Genomic DNA, 16959 nt, shown 5'->3' with positions numbered 1-16959 from the left:
GCAGAGCTCAAGTATTGTTCACGTCGGCCGAATCCGTATAAGTCGGACTTTTAAAAAAGGTTCAACGGACCCCCATTTTTGAATTTTGCTGAGCAAGGCATCGAAATCAAAACGATGCCGCTGTTCGGCCAGGAGCTTCCATGTCTGAACCCCGTGCTCGTATCGCCTCGCAGTTGGGTCTCGCCCTGGCGGTAATTCTGGCCGTGGTCATCAGCAGCAGTACCGTATTCGCGTTGCGCTCGCTGGACGCCGCGAATCTCGCGATTCGTGAAGAACACATGGCCAGCGAAGCACGTTTGCTGGCCGATCAACTGAATACGTTTCACAGCACTCTGCGTGAAAGCACCCAGCGCTTGAGTGGGTTGTTCGAGAAACGGTTTAGCGGTGGCCTGAGCCTGCAGGCAGACAACCCCGTGACGGTTGCGGGCGTGCAGGCACCAAGCCTGTTGTTGGGGGACCACGTCCTGAATAACGACTTCACCGAGGTCGACAACTTCAAGCAAATGACGGCCGGTGTGGCGACGATTTTCGTGCGTAGCGGCGATGATTTTATTCGTGTGAGTACGTCGCTGAGCAAGCAAGATGGCTCGCGGGCCATCGGCACCTTGCTGGATCGCAAGAGCCCCGCCTATGACCGCCTGATGGCAGGTCAGGAGTACGTCGGCCGGGCGCTGTTGTTCGAGCATTACTACATGACTCAGTACAGCCCGGTGCGTGACAGCAGTGGCAAAATCATTGCCGCCTTGTTCGTCGGCTTTGACTACACCGGCGCGCAAAATACCCAATTCGAGAACCTGAAGAATTTCCGCATCGGCACGACGGGTTCTCTGGCCCTGCTGGATGAGCAGAATCACTGGCTGGTGGCGCCTGCCGGGGTCAAGGCGCTGGATCAGGCAACGCAAACGTTGGCCGACTTCGTCAAGCGCCCAGGCACAGGTCATTTCTGGAATGACGGCACGCAAGATTTCTATACCGTCGCCGTGGTCTTTGCGGGCGGCCCGTGGGCAGTGTTTGCGAGCATGCCAAAAACCGAAATCAGCGCCGTGACTTGGAGCGTCGGCACACAACTGGCAATCGGCAGCTTGCTGGCCATGCTGATCGCGGTCGGCGCGGCGATCTGGCTGTTACGCCGCAAGTTGCAACCACTGTCGGATCTGGTTCGTCAGGCTGAAGCCCTGGGCGCGGGCGACCTGAGCGCGCGTCTGAATGTTTCCAGTCACGATGAAATCGGTCAATTGGCGCGCAGCTTCAATCAGATGGGTGAAGCCTTGTCGAACATGGTCGCGCACATCCGCAGCGCGGCACAGGAAGTCAGTGGCCGCGCTCAGACGCTGTCCGGCTTGTCAGGGGGGGCCTACGAAGGCATGGAGCAGCAGTCCGGGGAGATCACCAGCATGGCTGGCGCCGTGGAAGAGTTCAGCGCCACCTCATTGAACATCGCCGACAACATGGGCAGCACCGAGCGCCTGGCGCAGGAGAACGCTCAGCAGACCCGCATTGGCCGCACCTCAATGGATGAAGCTTCGGCATCTCTTGAGCAGATCGCGTCCTCGCTCAAAGGCACGGCCACGGTGATTGACACCTTGGGCCAGCGCTCTCAGGAAATCGGCGGGATCGTCGGCGTCATTACCTCGATTGCCGAGCAGACCAACCTGCTGGCTCTCAACGCCGCGATTGAAGCTGCCCGTGCCGGCGAACAAGGCCGTGGTTTCGCGGTGGTAGCGGATGAGGTGCGTAATCTGGCTTTGCGCACCCGTCAGGCGACCGACCAGATTTCAGGCATGATCGTGAGCATTCAGCAAGAAACCGGAAACGCGATCAGCACCATGGAACAGGGCAACGCGCTCATGCAGGAAGGCCTTTCACTCAACGCAAAAGTCGCAGCCGCCCTGACCCAGATCGACGAAAAAAGCCGCTCCGCAGGCGAACAATTCGCTGCCATCACCACCGCCACCCAAGAACAAAGCAGCACCGCTACCTTGCTTAGCAGCAACCTGCAGAGCATCGCCATGGCCAACAGCGAGCAGCGCGAAGTCGTCTCCCACCTGGCTATCACCGCGAAAGAACTGGACGAACTGGCAGCGGATTTGCGCAAAGAGGTCAATCGGTTTCGGTGATACAAGGTTTGCGTTCACCGAAAACCTCTTTTAGATACGCTGCTGCCGATCAAGCTTTTGTGAAGTGTTTCTCGCTAAAAAGCTTGGCCGCGTAATCGACTGTGCACTGGTCGTGAAAAGGGTTGGCCTCACGAGCCCCGGAGGGCTGTGCCGGCCTTTTCGCGGCTCTTATTCTGCGTGTGACCCCATCAATTACTCGACGGCCGATACTGCAACGCCTCGGCCAGATGGCTGCGCCCAATCGCATCGACCTGTTCCAGATCAGCCAGCGTTCTTGCCACTTTCAACAAGCGGTGTGCGGCCCTGAGTGACAGGGTCAAACGCTCGCAGGCGGTTTCCAGCCAGTTTTCGTCGGCGCTGGACAGCGAGCAGTGTTTGCGCAGGCCCGGTAGGTCGAGAAAGGCGTTGGCGCAGCCTTGGCGCCGTTGTTGCCGCTCGCGGGCCTGGGCCACGAGGGCGGCGGCGCTGGCGGTGTCGTCGCCGGTTTGCGGGGTGGGGTTGAGTGCCGTGGCTTCGCGGGCTACGGTCAGGTGCAGGTCGATGCGATCCAGCAGCGGGCCGGAAAGCTTGTTGCGGTAGCGCTGAATCTGCTCGGTGGAACAACGACAGCGACCGCTGGGCTCGCCCAGATAGCCGCAAGGGCAGGGGTTCATCGCGGCCACCAACTGAAAGCGCGCCGGGAAGCGTACCCGGTCGCGGGCTCTGGCAATGACGATGTGCCCGGACTCCAGTGGCTCACGCAGCACCTCCAGCACTTTGCGATCAAACTCGGGCAGCTCATCGAGAAACAGCACGCCATGGTGGGCAAGGGTGATTTCGCCGGGTTGCGGACGACTGCCGCCACCCACCAGCGCGGCACCTGAGGCGGAATGGTGGGGCTGCCGAAAGGGCCGCTGTGGCCAACTGGTCAGAGGACTCTGGCTGGCGACCGACTGAATTGCGGCGACCTCCAGAGCTTCATGTTCATCCAGTGGCGGCAACAGGCCTGGCAGACGGCTGGCGAGGAGAGTCTTACCGGTGCCGGGAGGCCCACTGAAAAGCAGATTGTGCGCGCCCGCCGCCGCCACCAGCAATGCGCGTTTGGCGGCGGTCTGGCCTTGCACCTCGCTCAAGTCTGGATAGGGTTTGCTCAGGTGCAGCAGGCCGCTGGATTCGTAGGGGACAATCGGGGCCCGGCCATTGAAGTGTGCCACCAGCTCCAGCAGATGATTGACTGCAATCACCCGCAACCCGGACGCCAGACACGCCTCTTCGGCATTGGCCGCGGGCACGATCAACGTATGGCCCTCGGCACGAGCAGCCAGTGCGGCAGGCAAGACGCCCTGTATCGGCCTTATAGCGCCCGAGAGCGCCAATTCACCCAGGCATTCGACATCCTGTAACGCGTGAGCAGGCAGTTGCCCACTGGCGGCGAGCAAACCCAGGGCAATCGCCAGATCGAAACGCCCACCGTCTTTGGGCAGGTCGGCTGGCGCGAGGTTGAGGGTAATTCTGCGGGCAGGGTATTCGAGGCCGGAATTGAGGATGGCACTGCGGACCCGATCCTTGCTTTCCCTGACTGCGCCTTCAGGCAAGCCCACCAGCGTCAGCGCGGGAAGCCCGTTGGCCAGATGGCACTCGACAGTGACGGCTGGCGCTTCCACACCCACCTGAGCGCGACTGAGCACGATGGCGAGAGACATGATCATTCCTTGATGTCTGAAGAACCGCATCCTGCGGGAATTCGGGGGGAAGCTGGGGCGAGGAATCGATACAGGGTGTGAATGGATAGCCCTGTATGGGAGCAATCGGGACGCGTAGTTTTTTTCGCGAATGAATTCGCTCCCACCGGGATTGGACGGTGAGCGTCCAGAAGTCGCGCGGTTGTTACTCTGCCGGTGGCGTCAGTTTCGCTTCCATCTCGGTCACTTTGGCTTCCAGCGCTTCAAGGCGGGCACGGGTGCGGGCGAGGACGGTCATCTGGCTGTCGAACTCTTCGCGGCTCACTAAATCAAGCTTGCTGAAGCCGCTTTGCAGCAGGGCTTTGAACTGGGTTTCGAATTCGTTGCGCGGGACAGGCGTTTCGCCGTTGAACAAGCGAGAGGCGTGGCCACTCAGGGCGTCGAGGAAGGCTTTGGGCGCGAGCATGGTCAGAGTTCCGGAAACAGATGGGCGGCAGTATATCACGCAGCATCTATAGTCAATTCAGATCGCCCCTTCTGCACGCTTTTCGCGCATGGGGACGGGCGCATGCGCACTGTTGTTGTGCGTCCTGATCACCGCAATCGGTGGCTGGGAAAGTGATTGTTGGCCAAGGCCCTGTATTCAATGAGAATTCACGAGATGGCAAGCTTTCTGCTTAGTGGCATATGACCCATGCACTGATGCAGTCGCTGTGACGATTGCAGTGCGGCAGGCGAAGCGGGGAAGTGTTTCGTCAGAAGCGGTTTTCTGGGGTTGATCGGGGCTGTTAAGGCGACCGACACGTTACAAAGCCAGGCACTGCGCTTAGACTTGAGTCGGGTTTGTTTTCCTGGGGCAAGTCCACCAATTCGGGAGAAAGTTTCATGAAGCTAGTCACTGCCATCATCAAGCCGTTTAAATTGGATGACGTGCGCGAGTCACTGTCGGAGATCGGCGTGCAGGGCATCACCGTCACTGAAGTCAAAGGCTTCGGTCGGCAAAAGGGTCACACCGAGCTGTATCGCGGGGCGGAATACGTAGTCGACTTCCTGCCCAAGGTGAAAATCGATGTTGCGATCGATGACAAGGATCTTGATCGAGTGATCGAGGCAATAACCAAGGCTGCCAACACCGGCAAAATCGGTGACGGCAAGATCTTCGTGGTCAATCTGGAACAGGCCATTCGCATCCGTACCGGCGAAACCGATACCGACGCAATCTAAGCCGCCAACCCCAACGCCCCAGGAGTAAAACAATATGACTCTGCGTCAATTCGCAGGGCTAGGAGCCCTGTTGTCCCTTGTAATCCCTGGTCTGGCCATGGCGGCAGACCCAGTGGCTGCGCCTGTCCTCAATTCCGGCGACACTTCCTGGATGATGACCTCGACGGCGTTGGTGCTGTTCATGACCATTCCCGGCCTGGCGCTGTTCTACGGCGGTATGGTTCGGTCGAAAAACATTCTTTCTGTAATGATGCAGTGCTTCGCGATTACCGGTCTGATCAGTATTCTGTGGGTCATCTACGGCTACAGCATTGCATTCGATACGACGGGGATGGAGGTGGGCGTCGTCAACTTCAATTCCATCTTCGGCAGCCTGGGCAAGGCATTCCTCGCTGGCGTGACGCCATCGAGCATCACTGGCCCGGCAGCGCTGTTCCCTGAAGCGGTGTTCGTCATCTACCAGATGACCTTCGCCATCATCACCCCGGCGTTGATCGTCGGAGCATTCGCTGAACGGATGAAATTCTCCGCCATGCTGGTCTTCATGGGTATCTGGTTCACGCTGGTCTATGCGCCAATCGCGCACATGGTCTGGAGTGGTCCGGGCGCACTGTTGGGTGATTGGGGCGTTCTCGACTTCGCTGGCGGCACCGTGGTTCACATCAACGCCGGTGTAGCGGGCCTGGTTGCCTGCCTGGTACTGGGCAAGCGTAAAGGCTTTCCGACCACCCCAATGGCTCCGCACAATCTGGGTTACACCCTGATCGGCGCGGCAATGCTTTGGGTAGGCTGGTTCGGCTTCAACGCCGGCTCCGCTGCTGCGGCCAACGGCACTGCCGGTATGGCAATGCTCGTGACCCAGATTGCGACCGCTGCTGCCGCACTGGGCTGGATGTTCGCTGAATGGCTGACCCACGGTAAGCCAAGTGCTCTGGGCATCGCTTCGGGTGTAGTTGCCGGTCTGGTTGCCATTACCCCTGCCGCCGGTACTGTTGGGCCAATGGGCTCCCTGGTGATCGGCCTGGCTGCTGGCGTGGTCTGCTTTTTCTGCGCTACAACCCTGAAACGCAAGCTGGGCTATGACGACTCCCTGGACGCTTTCGGTGTGCACGGTATCGGCGGTATCCTCGGCGCGATCCTGACCGGTGTATTCGCTGCACCTTCGATGGGTGGCTTCAATGCGGCAACCACCGACATTGCGGCACAGGTCTGGATCCAGTGCAAAGGCGTAGGCTTCACGATCATCTACACCGCGATTGTGACCTACGTCATTCTCAAGGTCCTGGACATGGTCATGGGTCTGCGTGTGACTGACGAGGAAGAAGCTGTCGGCCTCGACCTTGCGCTGCACAACGAACGTGGCTACAACCTGTAAGTCGACACACAAAAATTGCCCGGGCGACCGGGCATTTTTTTGTCTGAAGTTTGTCGATACACACAGGATAGAGAGGGTTATTTGCTTTTGGGCGGCGGCTTACACAAAAGGTGGTCTATTACGCGCTTTGTTTTTTCTTCCAGCGCGTTAGAATGCGCGCCGAAGCGTGGAGAACTGTATGTGGCAACAGACGCTGATTACTCTGCGAGCAAAGCCTCGCGGGTTTCATCTGGTAACCGACGAGATACTGGCAGGCCTGCCTGAGCTGCGCGCTTGTCGGATCGGTCTATTGCATCTGTGGCTACAGCATACCTCGGCCTCGTTGACCATCAACGAGAATGCCGACTCGGCTGTGCGTCGTGACTTCGAGCGTTTTTTCAATCGTCTGGTGCCCCAGAGTATGGACGTATATGAACATGACGACGAAGGCCCTGATGACCTGCCGGCGCACTTCAAGGCCAGTTTGCTTGGCTGCCAGTTGAGTTTGCCGGTCACGGCGGGGCGATTGGCGCTGGGCACCTGGCAAGGTGTTTATCTGAGTGAGCATCGTGACGTTAGCGGTGCTCGCAGAGTCCTCGCCACCTTGTACGGTGATGAGGCATGACCACTGATTTTCAGCGGTCGTTGATTTTTTTCCGGCAGCCTTCGACAGTGGGCGTAGCTGGGCTATAACTAATCTGCTTTCGCAAGTCATGAGGTAGAACATGAGCGACGATGACAACGATGAAATGGTAGACGATCTGGAAGGTGAAGAGGACGGTGAGGAGCTTGCTGCTGCTGCCGAAGACGATGGCGCCGACGCTGATGACAGCATCGAAGCCTCGGTCACTCCCACCAAGGGTAAAGCCAAGGCCGCTGTCTCGGTGGATGAACTGCCGAGCGTAGAAGCCAAGAACAAAGAGCGCGACGCTCTGGCCCGTGCGATGGAAGAGTTCCTCTCCAAAGGCGGCAAGGTTGTCGAGGTGGAGCCCAACGTCGTTGCCGATCCGCCGAAGAAGCCTGACAACAAGTACGGTAGCCGACCTATCTAAACGGTCGTTTATCGAACAAAAAAAAGCCCGCTGTCGCCGCGGGCTTTTTCTTGTCTGAAAATTGCTCTCAGCCCCAACTCGCCAACAATTCCGGCAATTGCATCAGGCTTTGAATCTCGGCGTCAGGCTGCCTGTCGGCTTCCCAAGCTTTGCCTGTGGGATTGAACCAGATGGCGCGAAACCCAACCTGCTGCGCCCCTGCGATATCGTCGCCGGGGTGGTCGCCGATGTGCACGGCTGCGCTGGCATCGACCTTGCCGCGCTTCAGCGCTTCAAGGAACGGGGCCGGGTCGGGTTTGCCGATGCCCAGCTCTTCGGCACACAGGGCGAACTCGAAATAATCAGCCAACCCCAGGCGGCGGATGTCGGCATTGCCGTTAGTCACAACCCCCAGGGTGTAGGTTTTGGCGAGAATTTCCAGCGTCGGCTGAGCCTCGGGGAATATCTCGATTTGATGCCGTGCGTGCAGGAAGACTTCGAAGCTTTTGTCGGCCAATTCCTGCGCGTGGGCATGTGCGTAGCCAGCATCCTCCAGCGCATGAAACAGCACGCGTCGACGCAGCGCGCTGATTCGGTGCTTGAGCGTGGGGTCGGCCTCGACCAGTCGTGCGCGTATGGCCCACAGATGCTCCACCGGCACCGGGCCGAGATTCGGCGCGTGTTCGGCCAGCCAGTCACGCAGCACGGCTTCGGCGCTGACAATCACCGGCGCGGTGTCCCACAGGGTGTCATCGAGGTCGAAGGTAATCAGTTTAATCATGATCGGTGCCCTTGCTGCGTTTGGCCCTGGGATGGGCGCTGTCGTAAACCGTGGCCAGATGCTGGAAGTCCAGATGCGTATAGATCTGCGTGGTGGTGATGTCGGCGTGGCCGAGCAGTTCCTGCACCGCGCGTAGATCCTGTGAAGACTCGAGCAAGTGGCTGGCAAACGAATGGCGAAGCATGTGTGGATGCAGATTTTGCCCCAGTTCGCGTTCGCCCGCCGCTTTCACGCGTAGCTGAATTGCCCGGGGACCCAGGCGACGCCCTTGCTGGCCGATGAATACCGCATCGTCCTCCGGATTGGCCAGTGCGCGCAACGGCAACCATATTTCCAGGGCTTCACGAGCCTTCTTGCCCACTGGCAAAACGCGGGTCTTGCTGCCTTTGCCGAGTACTTGAATCAATCCGTCACTCAAATCGAGTTGTTCGAGATTGAGCCCGGTCAGTTCCGACAGGCGCAGGCCCGACGAGTAGAACAGTTCCAGGATCGCTTGATCGCGACGAGCCAGAAAGTCGTCCTCGACCGCGCCGTCGAGCAATTGCAGGGCGCGATCGGCATCAAGGGTCTTCGGCAGGCGGCGCTCGCCCTTGGGTGGCGACAAACCGTTGGCTGGATCGTGATCGCACAGGCCTTCGCGGTTCAAGTAACGGTATAGGCCGCGAACCGCTGACAACAGGCGCGCCAGGCTGCGCGAAGACTGGCCTTGCTGATGCAGACGGGCGATCAGGCTGCGCAGGTGCTGAATATCCAGCGCCGACCAACTGCTTAGCTGCTGTTTTTCGCAAAACGCGAGGACTTTGCCCAGGTCACGGCGGTAGGCTTCCAAGGTATGGGAGGACACTTGGCGCTCACTGCGCAGGTGCGTGCAGTAAGCGTCAAGTTGACTTTCCATGGTCAGCGAACCGAGCGTAGTGACTGGGTGAAGCGCGGCAACACCCGGCCCAATACTTCTGCGATATAGCTGAGAAACAGCGTGCCGACGGAGCTTTTGTAGTACTGCGGATCGCGGCTGCCGATGGCCAGAACGCCATGCAGGCCTTGATGAATCAGGGCAACGACGGCGGTTGAGCCGATTTGTTCGCCTTGTTCGCGGCCGAACAAAAAGGTCAGCTCGTGCTCGCGCAGTGCGCCGCAGACAGTCTTGTCGCCCGAGATCAGGCCACCGATGGCTTTCTGCGCGTCGGCACTGCTGACCCAGCGGCCTACGGGCATGGGGTTGTCGCTGAACAGAATGAGGCTGACGAAGGGCACCTGAAACTCTTCGCGGAGGCTGTCTTCCACGGCGATGACCACTTCTTCCAGGCTACTGGCGTCCATCAACGCGAGGATCAGGCGACGGGTCTTGTCGAACAGTCGATCATTGTCGCGCGCCACGTCCATCAGTTGCGAAAGGCGGTGGCGCATCTCGATATTGCGGTCGCGTAACAGTTTGAGCTGGCGCTCGACCAGCGATACGGTATCGCCGCGCTGGTGCGGGATGCGCAAGGCTGGCAGGAGCTCTTCGTGTTCAACAAAGAACTCCGGGTGATGACGCAAGTAAGCGGCGATAGCCTCCGCCTCAAGGGCTGGCGCTGCGTTGTCGGCAGGTGCTTCGCTGGGCTTTTCGGCTGAAATCTGAGGCTGATCGGTCATCGGATTTGCTCACTCATAGACGAACCTGTCCTTCGTAAACCCGCACTGCAGGACCCGTCATCATCACGGGATGGCCTGGGCCTTCCCACTCAATGGACAAGCGCCCGCCAGGCAGGTCGATCAACAGGGGCGAATCCATCCAGCCCTGACTGATGGCAGCCACCGCCGCCGCGCAAGCGCCGGTACCGCAGGCCTGGGTTTCCCCTGCACCACGCTCCCAGACGCGCAGTTGCGCGCGTTGGCGATCAACCACATGCAAGAAGCCGACATTGACCCGGGCCGGGAAGCGCGGGTGATGCTCCAGCTTCGGCCCAAGCTCATGCACGGGCGCATTATTGATGTCTTCGACACGCAAAACTGCGTGTGGATTGCCCATCGATACTGCGGCAAGCTCAATGATTTGGCCATCGACTTCGACGGGATAGCTCGGCGCCTGTTCGTCGGCCTGAAACGGAATCTCTTCTGGAATCAGGCGTGGAGGGCCCATGTTGACGCTGATCTGGCCGTCGCTGCGTATGTCCAGTTCGATGATGCCGCTTTTGGTTTCCACGCGAATCTGGCGCTTGGTGGTCAGGCGTTTGTCCAGCACGAAGCGGGCAAAGCAGCGCGCGCCGTTGCCGCACTGCTCGACCTCGGAGCCGTCGGAATTGAAAATCCGGTAACGGAAATCGACCTCCGGGTTGCTCGGCGCTTCGACCAGCAGCAGTTGGTCGAAGCCGATCCCGGTGTGGCGATCACCCCATTGTTTGGCGTGCTTGGGCAAAATGTGCGCGTGCTGGCTGACCAGGTCCAGAACCATGAAGTCGTTGCCCAAACCATGCATCTTGGTAAAACGCAGCAGCATGGGGTTACTCCGGCAGCAGGCTTTCGCCAGCAAACAGCTCTGCCACAGTCTCGCGGCGGCGCACTTCGAACGCTTCGGCGCCATCGACCAATACTTCGGCGGCGCGGCCGCGGGTGTTGTAGTTGGAACTCATGACGAAACCATAAGCCCCAGCCGAATGCACCGCCAGCAAATCACCCTCGGCCAGCACCAGTTGGCGCTCCTTGGCCAGGAAGTCACCGGTTTCGCAGATCGGTCCGACGATGTCGTAAGTGCGTGGCTGGCCGTCGCGTGGGCGAACGGCGCTCACGTCCATCCAGGCCTGATACAACGCTGGACGAATCAGGTCGTTCATCGCCGCATCGACGATGGCGAAATCTTTGTGTTCGGTGTGCTTGAGGTATTCAACCTGGGTCAGGAGCACGCCGGCATTGGCTACGATGAAGCGACCGGGCTCGAACACCAGTGCCAGGTCGCGACCGTCAAGACGCTCACGCACAGCCTTGATGTAGTCGCTGGCCAGCGGGGGTTCTTCGTCGCGATAACGCACGCCCAAACCGCCGCCAAGATCCAGATGGCGCAAGTGAATGCCGCAATCGCCAAGGCGATCGACCAGCGCCAGCAAGCGATCCAGTGCATCAAGGAACGGCGGCAGGCTGGTCAGTTGCGAGCCGATATGGCAATCGACGCCGACTATATCCAGGTTCGGCAGTTGCGCGGCTCGGATGTACACGTCTTCGGCGTCGGCGATGGCGATGCCGAACTTGTTTTCTTTGAGCCCGGTGGAGATGTACGGGTGGGTGCCCGCATCGACATCCGGGTTGACGCGCAGGGAGATCGGCGCGCGTACGCCCAGCTCTGCGGCCACCACTTGCAGGCGCTCCAGCTCGTCGGTGGATTCGACGTTGAAGCAGTGCACGCCGACTTCCAGGGCGCGACGCATGTCTTCGCGAGTCTTGCCGACGCCGGAGAACACGATTTTTCCGGGTTCGCCGCCAGCGGCCAGCACGCGTTCCAGCTCACCCCGGGACACGATGTCGAAACCAGCGCCTAAACGCGCCAGGACATTGAGTACAGCCAGGTTGGAGTTGGCTTTTACCGCAAAGCACACAAGGTGCGGCATACCGTCCAGTGCATCGGCATAGGCACGGTATTGCGCTTCGATGTGCGCGCGGGAGTAGACGTAGGTCGGCGTGCCGAAACGCTCGGCAATGGCAGACAACGCTACAGCCTCCGCGAACAGTTCACCGTCGCGGTAGTTGAAGGCGTCCATGGGTGTTCCCTAGTAAGTAGAGTGCTTATGCGATTGCGATTGCGATGATTTTGCTTGGTCTTCAGGGGATTTGCTGTCGTCGGGCAGGTACAGCGGCCCTTTCTGACCACAGGCAGAGACGAGGCAAGCGACCGCGAGGAGCGCAGCAAGGGAAGAGATCAGGCGCTTCATGGCGAAATCCTTTGTAAAAGCATTAATTGCGCACGAGTATACCGGCCACCCAGCGCCTTGCCTATGCGGCCGCCTACCCGTCCGGCGGGGCTCCGGGCAAGGCCCTGATGATTTGTCCCGGCGCGATGATGCATTATCGACATTGCCGCCTGCTGTTGGGCGGGTATGCTTTGCATTTGTCCGAATGCGACCGTATCTTGCGGCGCTGCGTCACCGGTAGACACTTTTTTGAGGTTCCCGTAATGAGTTTGACTGAAGCCCGCTTTCACGATTTGGTCGATGCCACCCAGCAAGCGCTGGAGGATATTTTCGATGAGAGCGATCTGGATCTGGACCTGGAAAACTCGGCCGGCGTGCTGAGCGTGAAGTTTGAAAATGGGACCCAGCTTATTTTCAGCCGCCAGGAACCGTTGCGTCAGCTATGGCTGGCCGCGCGTTCCGGTGGTTTCCATTTCGACTACGACGAAGAGGAGAAGCGTTGGGTGTGCGACTCCAGTGATGAGTTGCTCAGCGAAATGCTCGCACGCATCACTCTGGATCAGGCCGGCGTCGAACTTGAGTTCGACGAGATCTGACAGTGGCCGACAGCACCGCTTCAGCGCCGGTCAAACCGGCGAAACCCTTGTTCAGCAATGTCAGCCCGGCAGTGCCGTCGCCCTGCATCAGCGTGTGCCGGCTCGATGAGCAAAAGGTTTGCCTGGGTTGCTGGCGTCCAGTCGAAGCTATTCGCGAATGGCGCTCGGCTGATGATCACCGGCGCCGGCAGATTTGCGCGGAGGCCGAGCAGCGCAGGCTAGGCCTCACTCGAACGTGAGTGGCTGTCCGCTAAACCTCGCCGGCTTGTGTATTTATTAGGCTGTGATAGTGTCCGGGCATGCCTCATTTGCTTGAGGCCCGTCAAAACCCCGCCCGAATCGGCGGGGTTTTGCTTTTATCAGGCAGAATAAAAGGAGCCTGTCAGGATCATGAGCACCGCACCTTCAATCATCCTCACCCGACTCGACGTGCAACGTCTTGAGCGTCTCCTCGACAGCCTGGATGAGGGCACGCCGGGCATTGAAGCGCTTCAAGCCGAGTTGGATCGCGCCGAACAAGTGGTCGGTCACGAAGAAGTGCCTGCCGGTGTCGTGACCATGAACTCACGTGTGCATTGCCGCGAAGAAAGCAGTGGCAAGGATTACCACCTGACACTGGTCTACCCGCAAGATGCAGGCGCCGAAGGCACGGTGTCGGTGCTGGCGCCGGTCGGCTGTGCACTGCTGGGCTTGCAGGTTGGTCAACACATCGACTGGCCCGCGCCCGGCGGCAAGACGCTGAAGCTGACGTTGCTGGAAGTGGAATATCAGCCGGAAGCGGCGGGTGAGTACAACCAGTAAGGCCCCTGATCGCGGGCAAGCGCGCGTCTACACGTAGAGTGCCTGCCCTGCGGTCGCAGCTCAGGCTGCATCCATTGCGCTATTCAGCGCTCTTTCCAGATCCGCTTTGTAGCGTAGAAACAGAATGCTTTGCCCGCATACATCGCCCAGTAAACCGGACAGATCAAGGTCGGTGATGTAGCAGCGATAGCGCTCGGTTTCGCTGCGTTGTTCGAGAATCTGTTGGGCGACCACGGCGAATAACTGCTCACCATATTCCAGTTCGGAAAACTCTCGGTGGTTGCAGTACAAGGTGACATTCACCTGTCCTGGCGCCGCTTCGTCAATGATTGCCTGCACGTCATAGAACGGCTTTTCGAGTGGGATGGCGGGCGTCACGCGGGGCTCTACTCGCCGGGCGCGGCCTGCGCCGGTGGGCAGCACCTGGTAGTACAGGGTTTCCAGCGAGGACGGCTTCAGCGGATTGTCCAGCGGCAGCAGGGCGCCACGTCGATACACCAGCGACTGGAAGAAGCGTTGCAGCGGCACCAGCAGGCTTGATTCATCGTGGTACGGCAAACGCTTATGCCATAACGCGTTGTGCTCATCGAGCACATAGAGGTCTGCGTGGGGTTCGTTGATCCGGTAAAACACCTGAATGCATTCCGGCTGGCCATGGGGCAGGATCAGCGTCAGGTCATGCTCATCCAGTGCGTTCGTGTCCAGGTGCAACGGGCTGTAGCTCGGTAACTCCTCGCTCAAGTAATCAAGCAGCGCTGGCAAGCTGGGCAATGCCACGTGATTGACGTGTCCGGGCACCATTTCCAATACGTGGTAGTGCTGCTGAACCTGGATCAGGTAACGGTGATTGAGGCGTCGGGTGAGCAGCAATTGGGCGGTGTGGACCAACTCTTCGACCCGCTGGGCAATGGCAGTCGCGCGGTTATGGCAGAAGCAGCGCACGCGCACATGCGGTTGCTCCGGGCCTTCGGGCAGGTTGCTGAGGAATTCGCTCAGGCAGTCGAGTAGCGCATGGGGCCCGTCGTAACGGCTGACCAGTATTTCATTCCAGCTGTTGAGGGTGATCTGGTCGAGGGTCAGCACCAGATTTTCCCGAACGCCGGCATAGCTCAGCGAGTCGGTGCGTTCGGTGGTCATCAGGATATTCAGGTCCCGGTGATGTTTGAGCGGATCGATGCCGACGTTGATCAGTAACAGCACTTCGCTGGGCACGCTGGGGCGCAACAGCGATTCTTCGCTGACACTGGCGAGGGGCATTTCTATGGCCTGCTGCAGGCTGCCGATCAGGTTGAATAACTCAAATTCGGTCAAATCACTGCTGCCTGGGTGCAGCGCCAGGCGCGTGGTGGTGTCGATCACGTTGTTGCGATGGCACCAGACCAGCAGTTCAAGCAGTTCCCGGCTGCGCTTGATCGGTGAAAAATGCTCCCATTCCTGCGCGCCAAGGCTGCCGTTAAACAAGCCCCACTGGGTTTTTCCCGGCTCGCGGCGATTGGGCGAATGCACCAGTGTCAGTGTGTCTTCGGCCAGGTCCGGGGCGATGCCCGGATTGATGAACTCGACCTTGCCGGCCTTGCGCTCGAAGGCGGCATACAAACGACGGCCGAGCACGTTCAGGTCGCGCTTGTTGATCACGCTGACCGCCCGTTGCGTGCGGGCAAACTGAGTGAGAAACCGGTAGCTGTAATTGAGCTCGTTGACCAGCGCGCGGCGTTCAGTGGTGACCTGTCGGACTTTCCACTGGCTGCGACTGTCGAGCAGCGCCAGGTGGCGTTCGTCCCAGCCCCATTCCTTGGCCAGTCGCTCCAGCAGCACGTGCTGCCAACGGGAGGTACGCTGGCGTGCGGAGCCGGTGAGCTTTTTGTTGACCTTCAAATACAGGCTGCGCCGCACCAGTTCCAGACGCTCCGGTTCGTTCCGGGCGTTGAGGTACTCTTCTATGCGTCGGTACACAACCATGTACGGGTCCAGCTCGTCGAGGTCGAGCTTGTTGGCGAAGACCGCCTGTTTGAAGCGCAAACTCAGACACTGCCCGTGCGGATGTTCGCTGGCATAGACCTCGATCAGCAACAGTTTGAGCACCGACTTGTAAGGCGACTCAATGCCTTTAAACAGCTGCCACAGGCCTGCGCCAATGAACTCCCCAGGTGGAATGTGCGCCATATGACCGAGGTCGAGCATCTCTTCGGCCCGGATGAAGCGCTTGGACAGCAGCGTGTGGACGTACTCGCTGTACCGCTGTTCGTCGTAGACCGGCACCAGCCACCATAAGGGTGTGCGGCCTGCCAGCCAGATCGCGGTGCGATAGAACTCGTCCAACAGCAGATAGTGCTGGGTGGTGCCGCAATCTTCCGAGCTGAGTTGGGCGTCGCGCTCACCGAGGGTGAAGCGTTTTGGATCGATCAGAAAGAAGTGTGCTTCAGCGCCCTGGGTCGCTGCCCACGCTTCCAGTGCCTGGCATTTTTTGCGCAGTTCGGTGAGCGCGTCCTCGCCCAGCTCGGAGTCGTGACAGACCCAGACATCCATGTCGCTTTGCTCGGCCTGGGCCAACGTGCCAAGGCTGCCCATCAGGAACAGGCCGTGGATCGGCTGCGGCGGATTGCCGTGGCGCGGCTTGTAGGAGAACGATCGGGTCAGTCGTTGGGCTTCGGCCAGTGCCAGGGTATCAGGTTCATAGCTCGTCACCCCGGCAGGCGTGCTGCCGGAAACGTAACCGGGTAGCAGCGGGTGATTGACGTGAAAGAACAGCGGCAGCAGCGTCAACACGGCCTGTTGCCGGGTTGACAGACCTTCCATTGCACGGCCGAGCCGCCCATCGTTGAGGGTTAGAAAGCGGGCGCGCAACTGGTTGAGGACCTTGCGGTCGATCCCCTCATCCAGGTCGGGACGAATTTCATACGTACGCGTCATCGCAAATAACCGGCGGGCGAGGCTCGAAAGGAGGGCTCAGGGCGATGAGCAGTTTACAGCCTGTGATCAGGTACTTTTAAGCTGATTATTTATTTTGACGTCAAAATTTGAACGAGTGCACTTCGGGGAAAATGAAGAGCATGAGGAAGGGCTCGCGAATTGGTTATGAGGGAGAACCAAACCTCCCGCGAGCCAGGCAGCGTTTCAGGCCGTTTCGGTTACATTCAGGATGGTCAACAGCGATTGGGTATGCTCGGCAGCTTCGAGCCCTAGACTGGTCAGATAACCGCCATCGGGTTGGGTGATCAGCCCTTTTTCGAAGAGTCGCTGTACTGCTGCAATCGCGGCGGGAGCGGCTACGTGATGGACTTTCAGGCCCTCAAGGGTATTGCCCAGATTGAACAGTGCGAGGATTTCCAGTTCTGCAACCAAATCAGGGGTATACGACATAGGCACTCCAGACATTTCCAGTAATACGCGGCAGCAGGTCTGTGGAGTGTCTCGAGTCAAGGCACAGGAACGAGCTGTTCTGCGCTTATTGAGCTCTTGAGGACCCATAAAGCCGGCTTGGCGTGACAGCCCCGGAGGTTATGCGGCAGCGGG

Annotated in this window: 18 protein-coding genes; 8 read left to right on the top strand and 10 right to left on the bottom strand. The window is 59.4% G+C overall.

Annotated elements, in window-relative coordinates:
• The first annotated feature begins 140 nt into the window (after positions 1-140).
• Positions 141-2117 carry a methyl-accepting chemotaxis protein gene (locus RGU44_RS18900; RefSeq protein ID WP_322218551.1) on the top strand — a complete coding sequence of 659 codons (1977 nt, stop codon included), beginning with the start codon at positions 141-143 and terminating at the stop codon, positions 2115-2117.
• A 188-nt stretch (positions 2118-2305) separates the two neighbouring features.
• On the opposite strand, the gene RGU44_RS18895 is transcribed toward RGU44_RS18900, so the two are convergent.
• Positions 2306-3799, bottom strand: a complete 1494-nt coding sequence (locus RGU44_RS18895; RefSeq protein WP_322176982.1) for a YifB family Mg chelatase-like AAA ATPase — start codon at positions 3797-3799, stop codon at positions 2306-2308.
• 184 nt (positions 3800-3983) lie between these two features.
• On the bottom strand, positions 3984-4244 hold the full coding sequence (locus RGU44_RS18890) for an accessory factor UbiK family protein (RefSeq protein WP_322176981.1): 261 nt from the start codon (positions 4242-4244) through the stop codon (positions 3984-3986).
• Positions 4245-4663: 419 nt separating this feature from the next.
• Here RGU44_RS18890 and glnK point away from each other — a divergent pair, with 419 nt between their 5' ends.
• The 4 genes from glnK (at position 4664) to RGU44_RS18870 (ending at position 7408) form a co-directional block, all read left to right on the top strand.
• Positions 4664-5002 carry a P-II family nitrogen regulator gene (glnK, locus tag RGU44_RS18885; RefSeq protein ID WP_002555808.1) on the top strand — a complete coding sequence of 113 codons (339 nt, stop codon included), beginning with the start codon at positions 4664-4666 and terminating at the stop codon, positions 5000-5002.
• Between the two features lie 34 nt (positions 5003-5036).
• Positions 5037-6377 (top strand): ammonium transporter, encoded by a 1341-nt coding sequence (locus RGU44_RS18880; RefSeq protein ID WP_322176980.1) that lies wholly within the window; start codon positions 5037-5039, stop codon positions 6375-6377.
• 178 nt (positions 6378-6555) lie between these two features.
• Entirely contained in the window at positions 6556-6981 is a 426-nt protein-coding gene (locus RGU44_RS18875) for a secondary thiamine-phosphate synthase enzyme YjbQ (RefSeq protein ID WP_322218548.1), read from the top strand.
• Between the two features lie 100 nt (positions 6982-7081).
• Positions 7082-7408, top strand: a complete 327-nt coding sequence (locus tag RGU44_RS18870; protein WP_219063024.1) for a hypothetical protein — start codon at positions 7082-7084, stop codon at positions 7406-7408.
• 67 nt (positions 7409-7475) lie between these two features.
• Here RGU44_RS18870 and RGU44_RS18865 read toward each other — a convergent pair whose 3' ends face one another.
• Genes RGU44_RS18865 through lptM form a run of 6 tightly spaced genes read right to left on the bottom strand, consistent with a single transcriptional unit; the run spans position 7476 to position 12070 of the window.
• On the bottom strand, positions 7476-8168 hold the full coding sequence (locus RGU44_RS18865) for an HAD family hydrolase (protein ID WP_322218545.1): 693 nt from the start codon (positions 8166-8168) through the stop codon (positions 7476-7478).
• The gene (xerC, locus tag RGU44_RS18860) at positions 8161-9063 is read right to left on the bottom strand and encodes a tyrosine recombinase XerC (RefSeq protein WP_322176977.1); all 903 of its coding nucleotides are present in this window, start codon (positions 9061-9063) and stop codon (positions 8161-8163) included. Before xerC ends, RGU44_RS18865 begins: the two co-directional genes overlap by 8 nt.
• Positions 9064-9065: 2 nt before the next feature.
• Positions 9066-9803, bottom strand: coding sequence for a DUF484 family protein (locus RGU44_RS18855; RefSeq protein WP_322176976.1), 738 nt, complete (start codon positions 9801-9803; stop codon positions 9066-9068).
• A gap of 13 nt (positions 9804-9816) precedes the next feature.
• Positions 9817-10647: a diaminopimelate epimerase gene (gene dapF, locus RGU44_RS18850; protein WP_322176975.1), complete on the bottom strand. Its 831-nt coding sequence runs from the start codon at positions 10645-10647 to the stop codon at positions 9817-9819.
• Between the two features lie 4 nt (positions 10648-10651).
• The gene (gene lysA, locus RGU44_RS18845; protein ID WP_322176974.1) at positions 10652-11899 is read right to left on the bottom strand and encodes a diaminopimelate decarboxylase; all 1248 of its coding nucleotides are present in this window, start codon (positions 11897-11899) and stop codon (positions 10652-10654) included.
• Positions 11900-11908: 9 nt separating this feature from the next.
• The gene (gene lptM, locus RGU44_RS18840) at positions 11909-12070 is read right to left on the bottom strand and encodes an LPS translocon maturation chaperone LptM (protein ID WP_219063018.1); all 162 of its coding nucleotides are present in this window, start codon (positions 12068-12070) and stop codon (positions 11909-11911) included.
• Between the two features lie 242 nt (positions 12071-12312).
• Here lptM and cyaY point away from each other — a divergent pair, with 242 nt between their 5' ends.
• From cyaY to rnk, 3 genes are all read left to right on the top strand, one after another.
• Positions 12313-12645, top strand: coding sequence for an iron donor protein CyaY (gene cyaY, locus RGU44_RS18835; protein WP_322218542.1), 333 nt, complete (start codon positions 12313-12315; stop codon positions 12643-12645).
• Positions 12646-12647: 2 nt separating this feature from the next.
• Positions 12648-12884: a DUF1289 domain-containing protein gene (locus RGU44_RS18830; RefSeq protein ID WP_322176972.1), complete on the top strand. Its 237-nt coding sequence runs from the start codon at positions 12648-12650 to the stop codon at positions 12882-12884.
• A gap of 151 nt (positions 12885-13035) precedes the next feature.
• Complete coding sequence (gene rnk / locus RGU44_RS18825) at positions 13036-13446, top strand: nucleoside diphosphate kinase regulator (RefSeq protein WP_322176971.1); 411 nt, start codon at positions 13036-13038, stop codon at positions 13444-13446.
• Positions 13447-13506: 60 nt separating this feature from the next.
• Here rnk and RGU44_RS18820 read toward each other — a convergent pair whose 3' ends face one another.
• Positions 13507-16356, bottom strand: a complete 2850-nt coding sequence (locus RGU44_RS18820; protein WP_322218539.1) for a class I adenylate cyclase — start codon at positions 16354-16356, stop codon at positions 13507-13509.
• Between the two features lie 204 nt (positions 16357-16560).
• Positions 16561-16806 (bottom strand): TIGR02647 family protein, encoded by a 246-nt coding sequence (locus RGU44_RS18815; protein WP_322176969.1) that lies wholly within the window; start codon positions 16804-16806, stop codon positions 16561-16563.
• Positions 16807-16959: the final 153 nt, after the last annotated feature.

Source organism: Pseudomonas sp. 5C2 (genome assembly GCF_034314155.1).
Taxonomy (GTDB): Bacteria; Pseudomonadota; Gammaproteobacteria; order Pseudomonadales; family Pseudomonadaceae; genus Aquipseudomonas.
The sequence above is the reverse complement of the archived record's forward strand: the minus strand, read 5'-3'. Positions and strand labels throughout refer to the sequence as shown.

Bases quoted from the DNA above. Each gene is read 5' to 3' on its own strand.
- RGU44_RS18815 (WP_322176969.1), bottom strand. From the start codon at position 16,806: ATGTCGTATACCCCTGATTTGGTTGCAGAACTGGAAATCCTCGCACTG.
- RGU44_RS18890 (WP_322176981.1), bottom strand. From the start codon at position 4,244: ATGCTCGCGCCCAAAGCCTTCCTCGACGCCCTGAGTGGCCACGCCTCT.
- RGU44_RS18870 (WP_219063024.1), top strand. From the start codon at position 7,082: ATGAGCGACGATGACAACGATGAAATGGTAGACGATCTGGAAGGTGAA.
- RGU44_RS18875 (WP_322218548.1), top strand. From the start codon at position 6,556: ATGTGGCAACAGACGCTGATTACTCTGCGAGCAAAGCCTCGCGGGTTT.
- lysA (WP_322176974.1), bottom strand. From the start codon at position 11,899: ATGGACGCCTTCAACTACCGCGACGGTGAACTGTTCGCGGAGGCTGTA.
- RGU44_RS18895 (WP_322176982.1), bottom strand. From the start codon at position 3,799: ATGTCTCTCGCCATCGTGCTCAGTCGCGCTCAGGTGGGTGTGGAAGCG.
- xerC (WP_322176977.1), bottom strand. From the start codon at position 9,063: ATGGAAAGTCAACTTGACGCTTACTGCACGCACCTGCGCAGTGAGCGC.
- RGU44_RS18820 (WP_322218539.1), bottom strand. From the start codon at position 16,356: ATGACGCGTACGTATGAAATTCGTCCCGACCTGGATGAGGGGATCGAC.
- rnk (WP_322176971.1), top strand. From the start codon at position 13,036: ATGAGCACCGCACCTTCAATCATCCTCACCCGACTCGACGTGCAACGT.
- RGU44_RS18880 (WP_322176980.1), top strand. From the start codon at position 5,037: ATGACTCTGCGTCAATTCGCAGGGCTAGGAGCCCTGTTGTCCCTTGTA.
- RGU44_RS18855 (WP_322176976.1), bottom strand. From the start codon at position 9,803: ATGACCGATCAGCCTCAGATTTCAGCCGAAAAGCCCAGCGAAGCACCT.
- lptM (WP_219063018.1), bottom strand. From the start codon at position 12,070: ATGAAGCGCCTGATCTCTTCCCTTGCTGCGCTCCTCGCGGTCGCTTGC.
- dapF (WP_322176975.1), bottom strand. From the start codon at position 10,647: ATGCTGCTGCGTTTTACCAAGATGCATGGTTTGGGCAACGACTTCATG.
- cyaY (WP_322218542.1), top strand. From the start codon at position 12,313: ATGAGTTTGACTGAAGCCCGCTTTCACGATTTGGTCGATGCCACCCAG.
- RGU44_RS18865 (WP_322218545.1), bottom strand. From the start codon at position 8,168: ATGATTAAACTGATTACCTTCGACCTCGATGACACCCTGTGGGACACC.
- glnK (WP_002555808.1), top strand. From the start codon at position 4,664: ATGAAGCTAGTCACTGCCATCATCAAGCCGTTTAAATTGGATGACGTG.
- RGU44_RS18900 (WP_322218551.1), top strand. From the start codon at position 141: ATGTCTGAACCCCGTGCTCGTATCGCCTCGCAGTTGGGTCTCGCCCTG.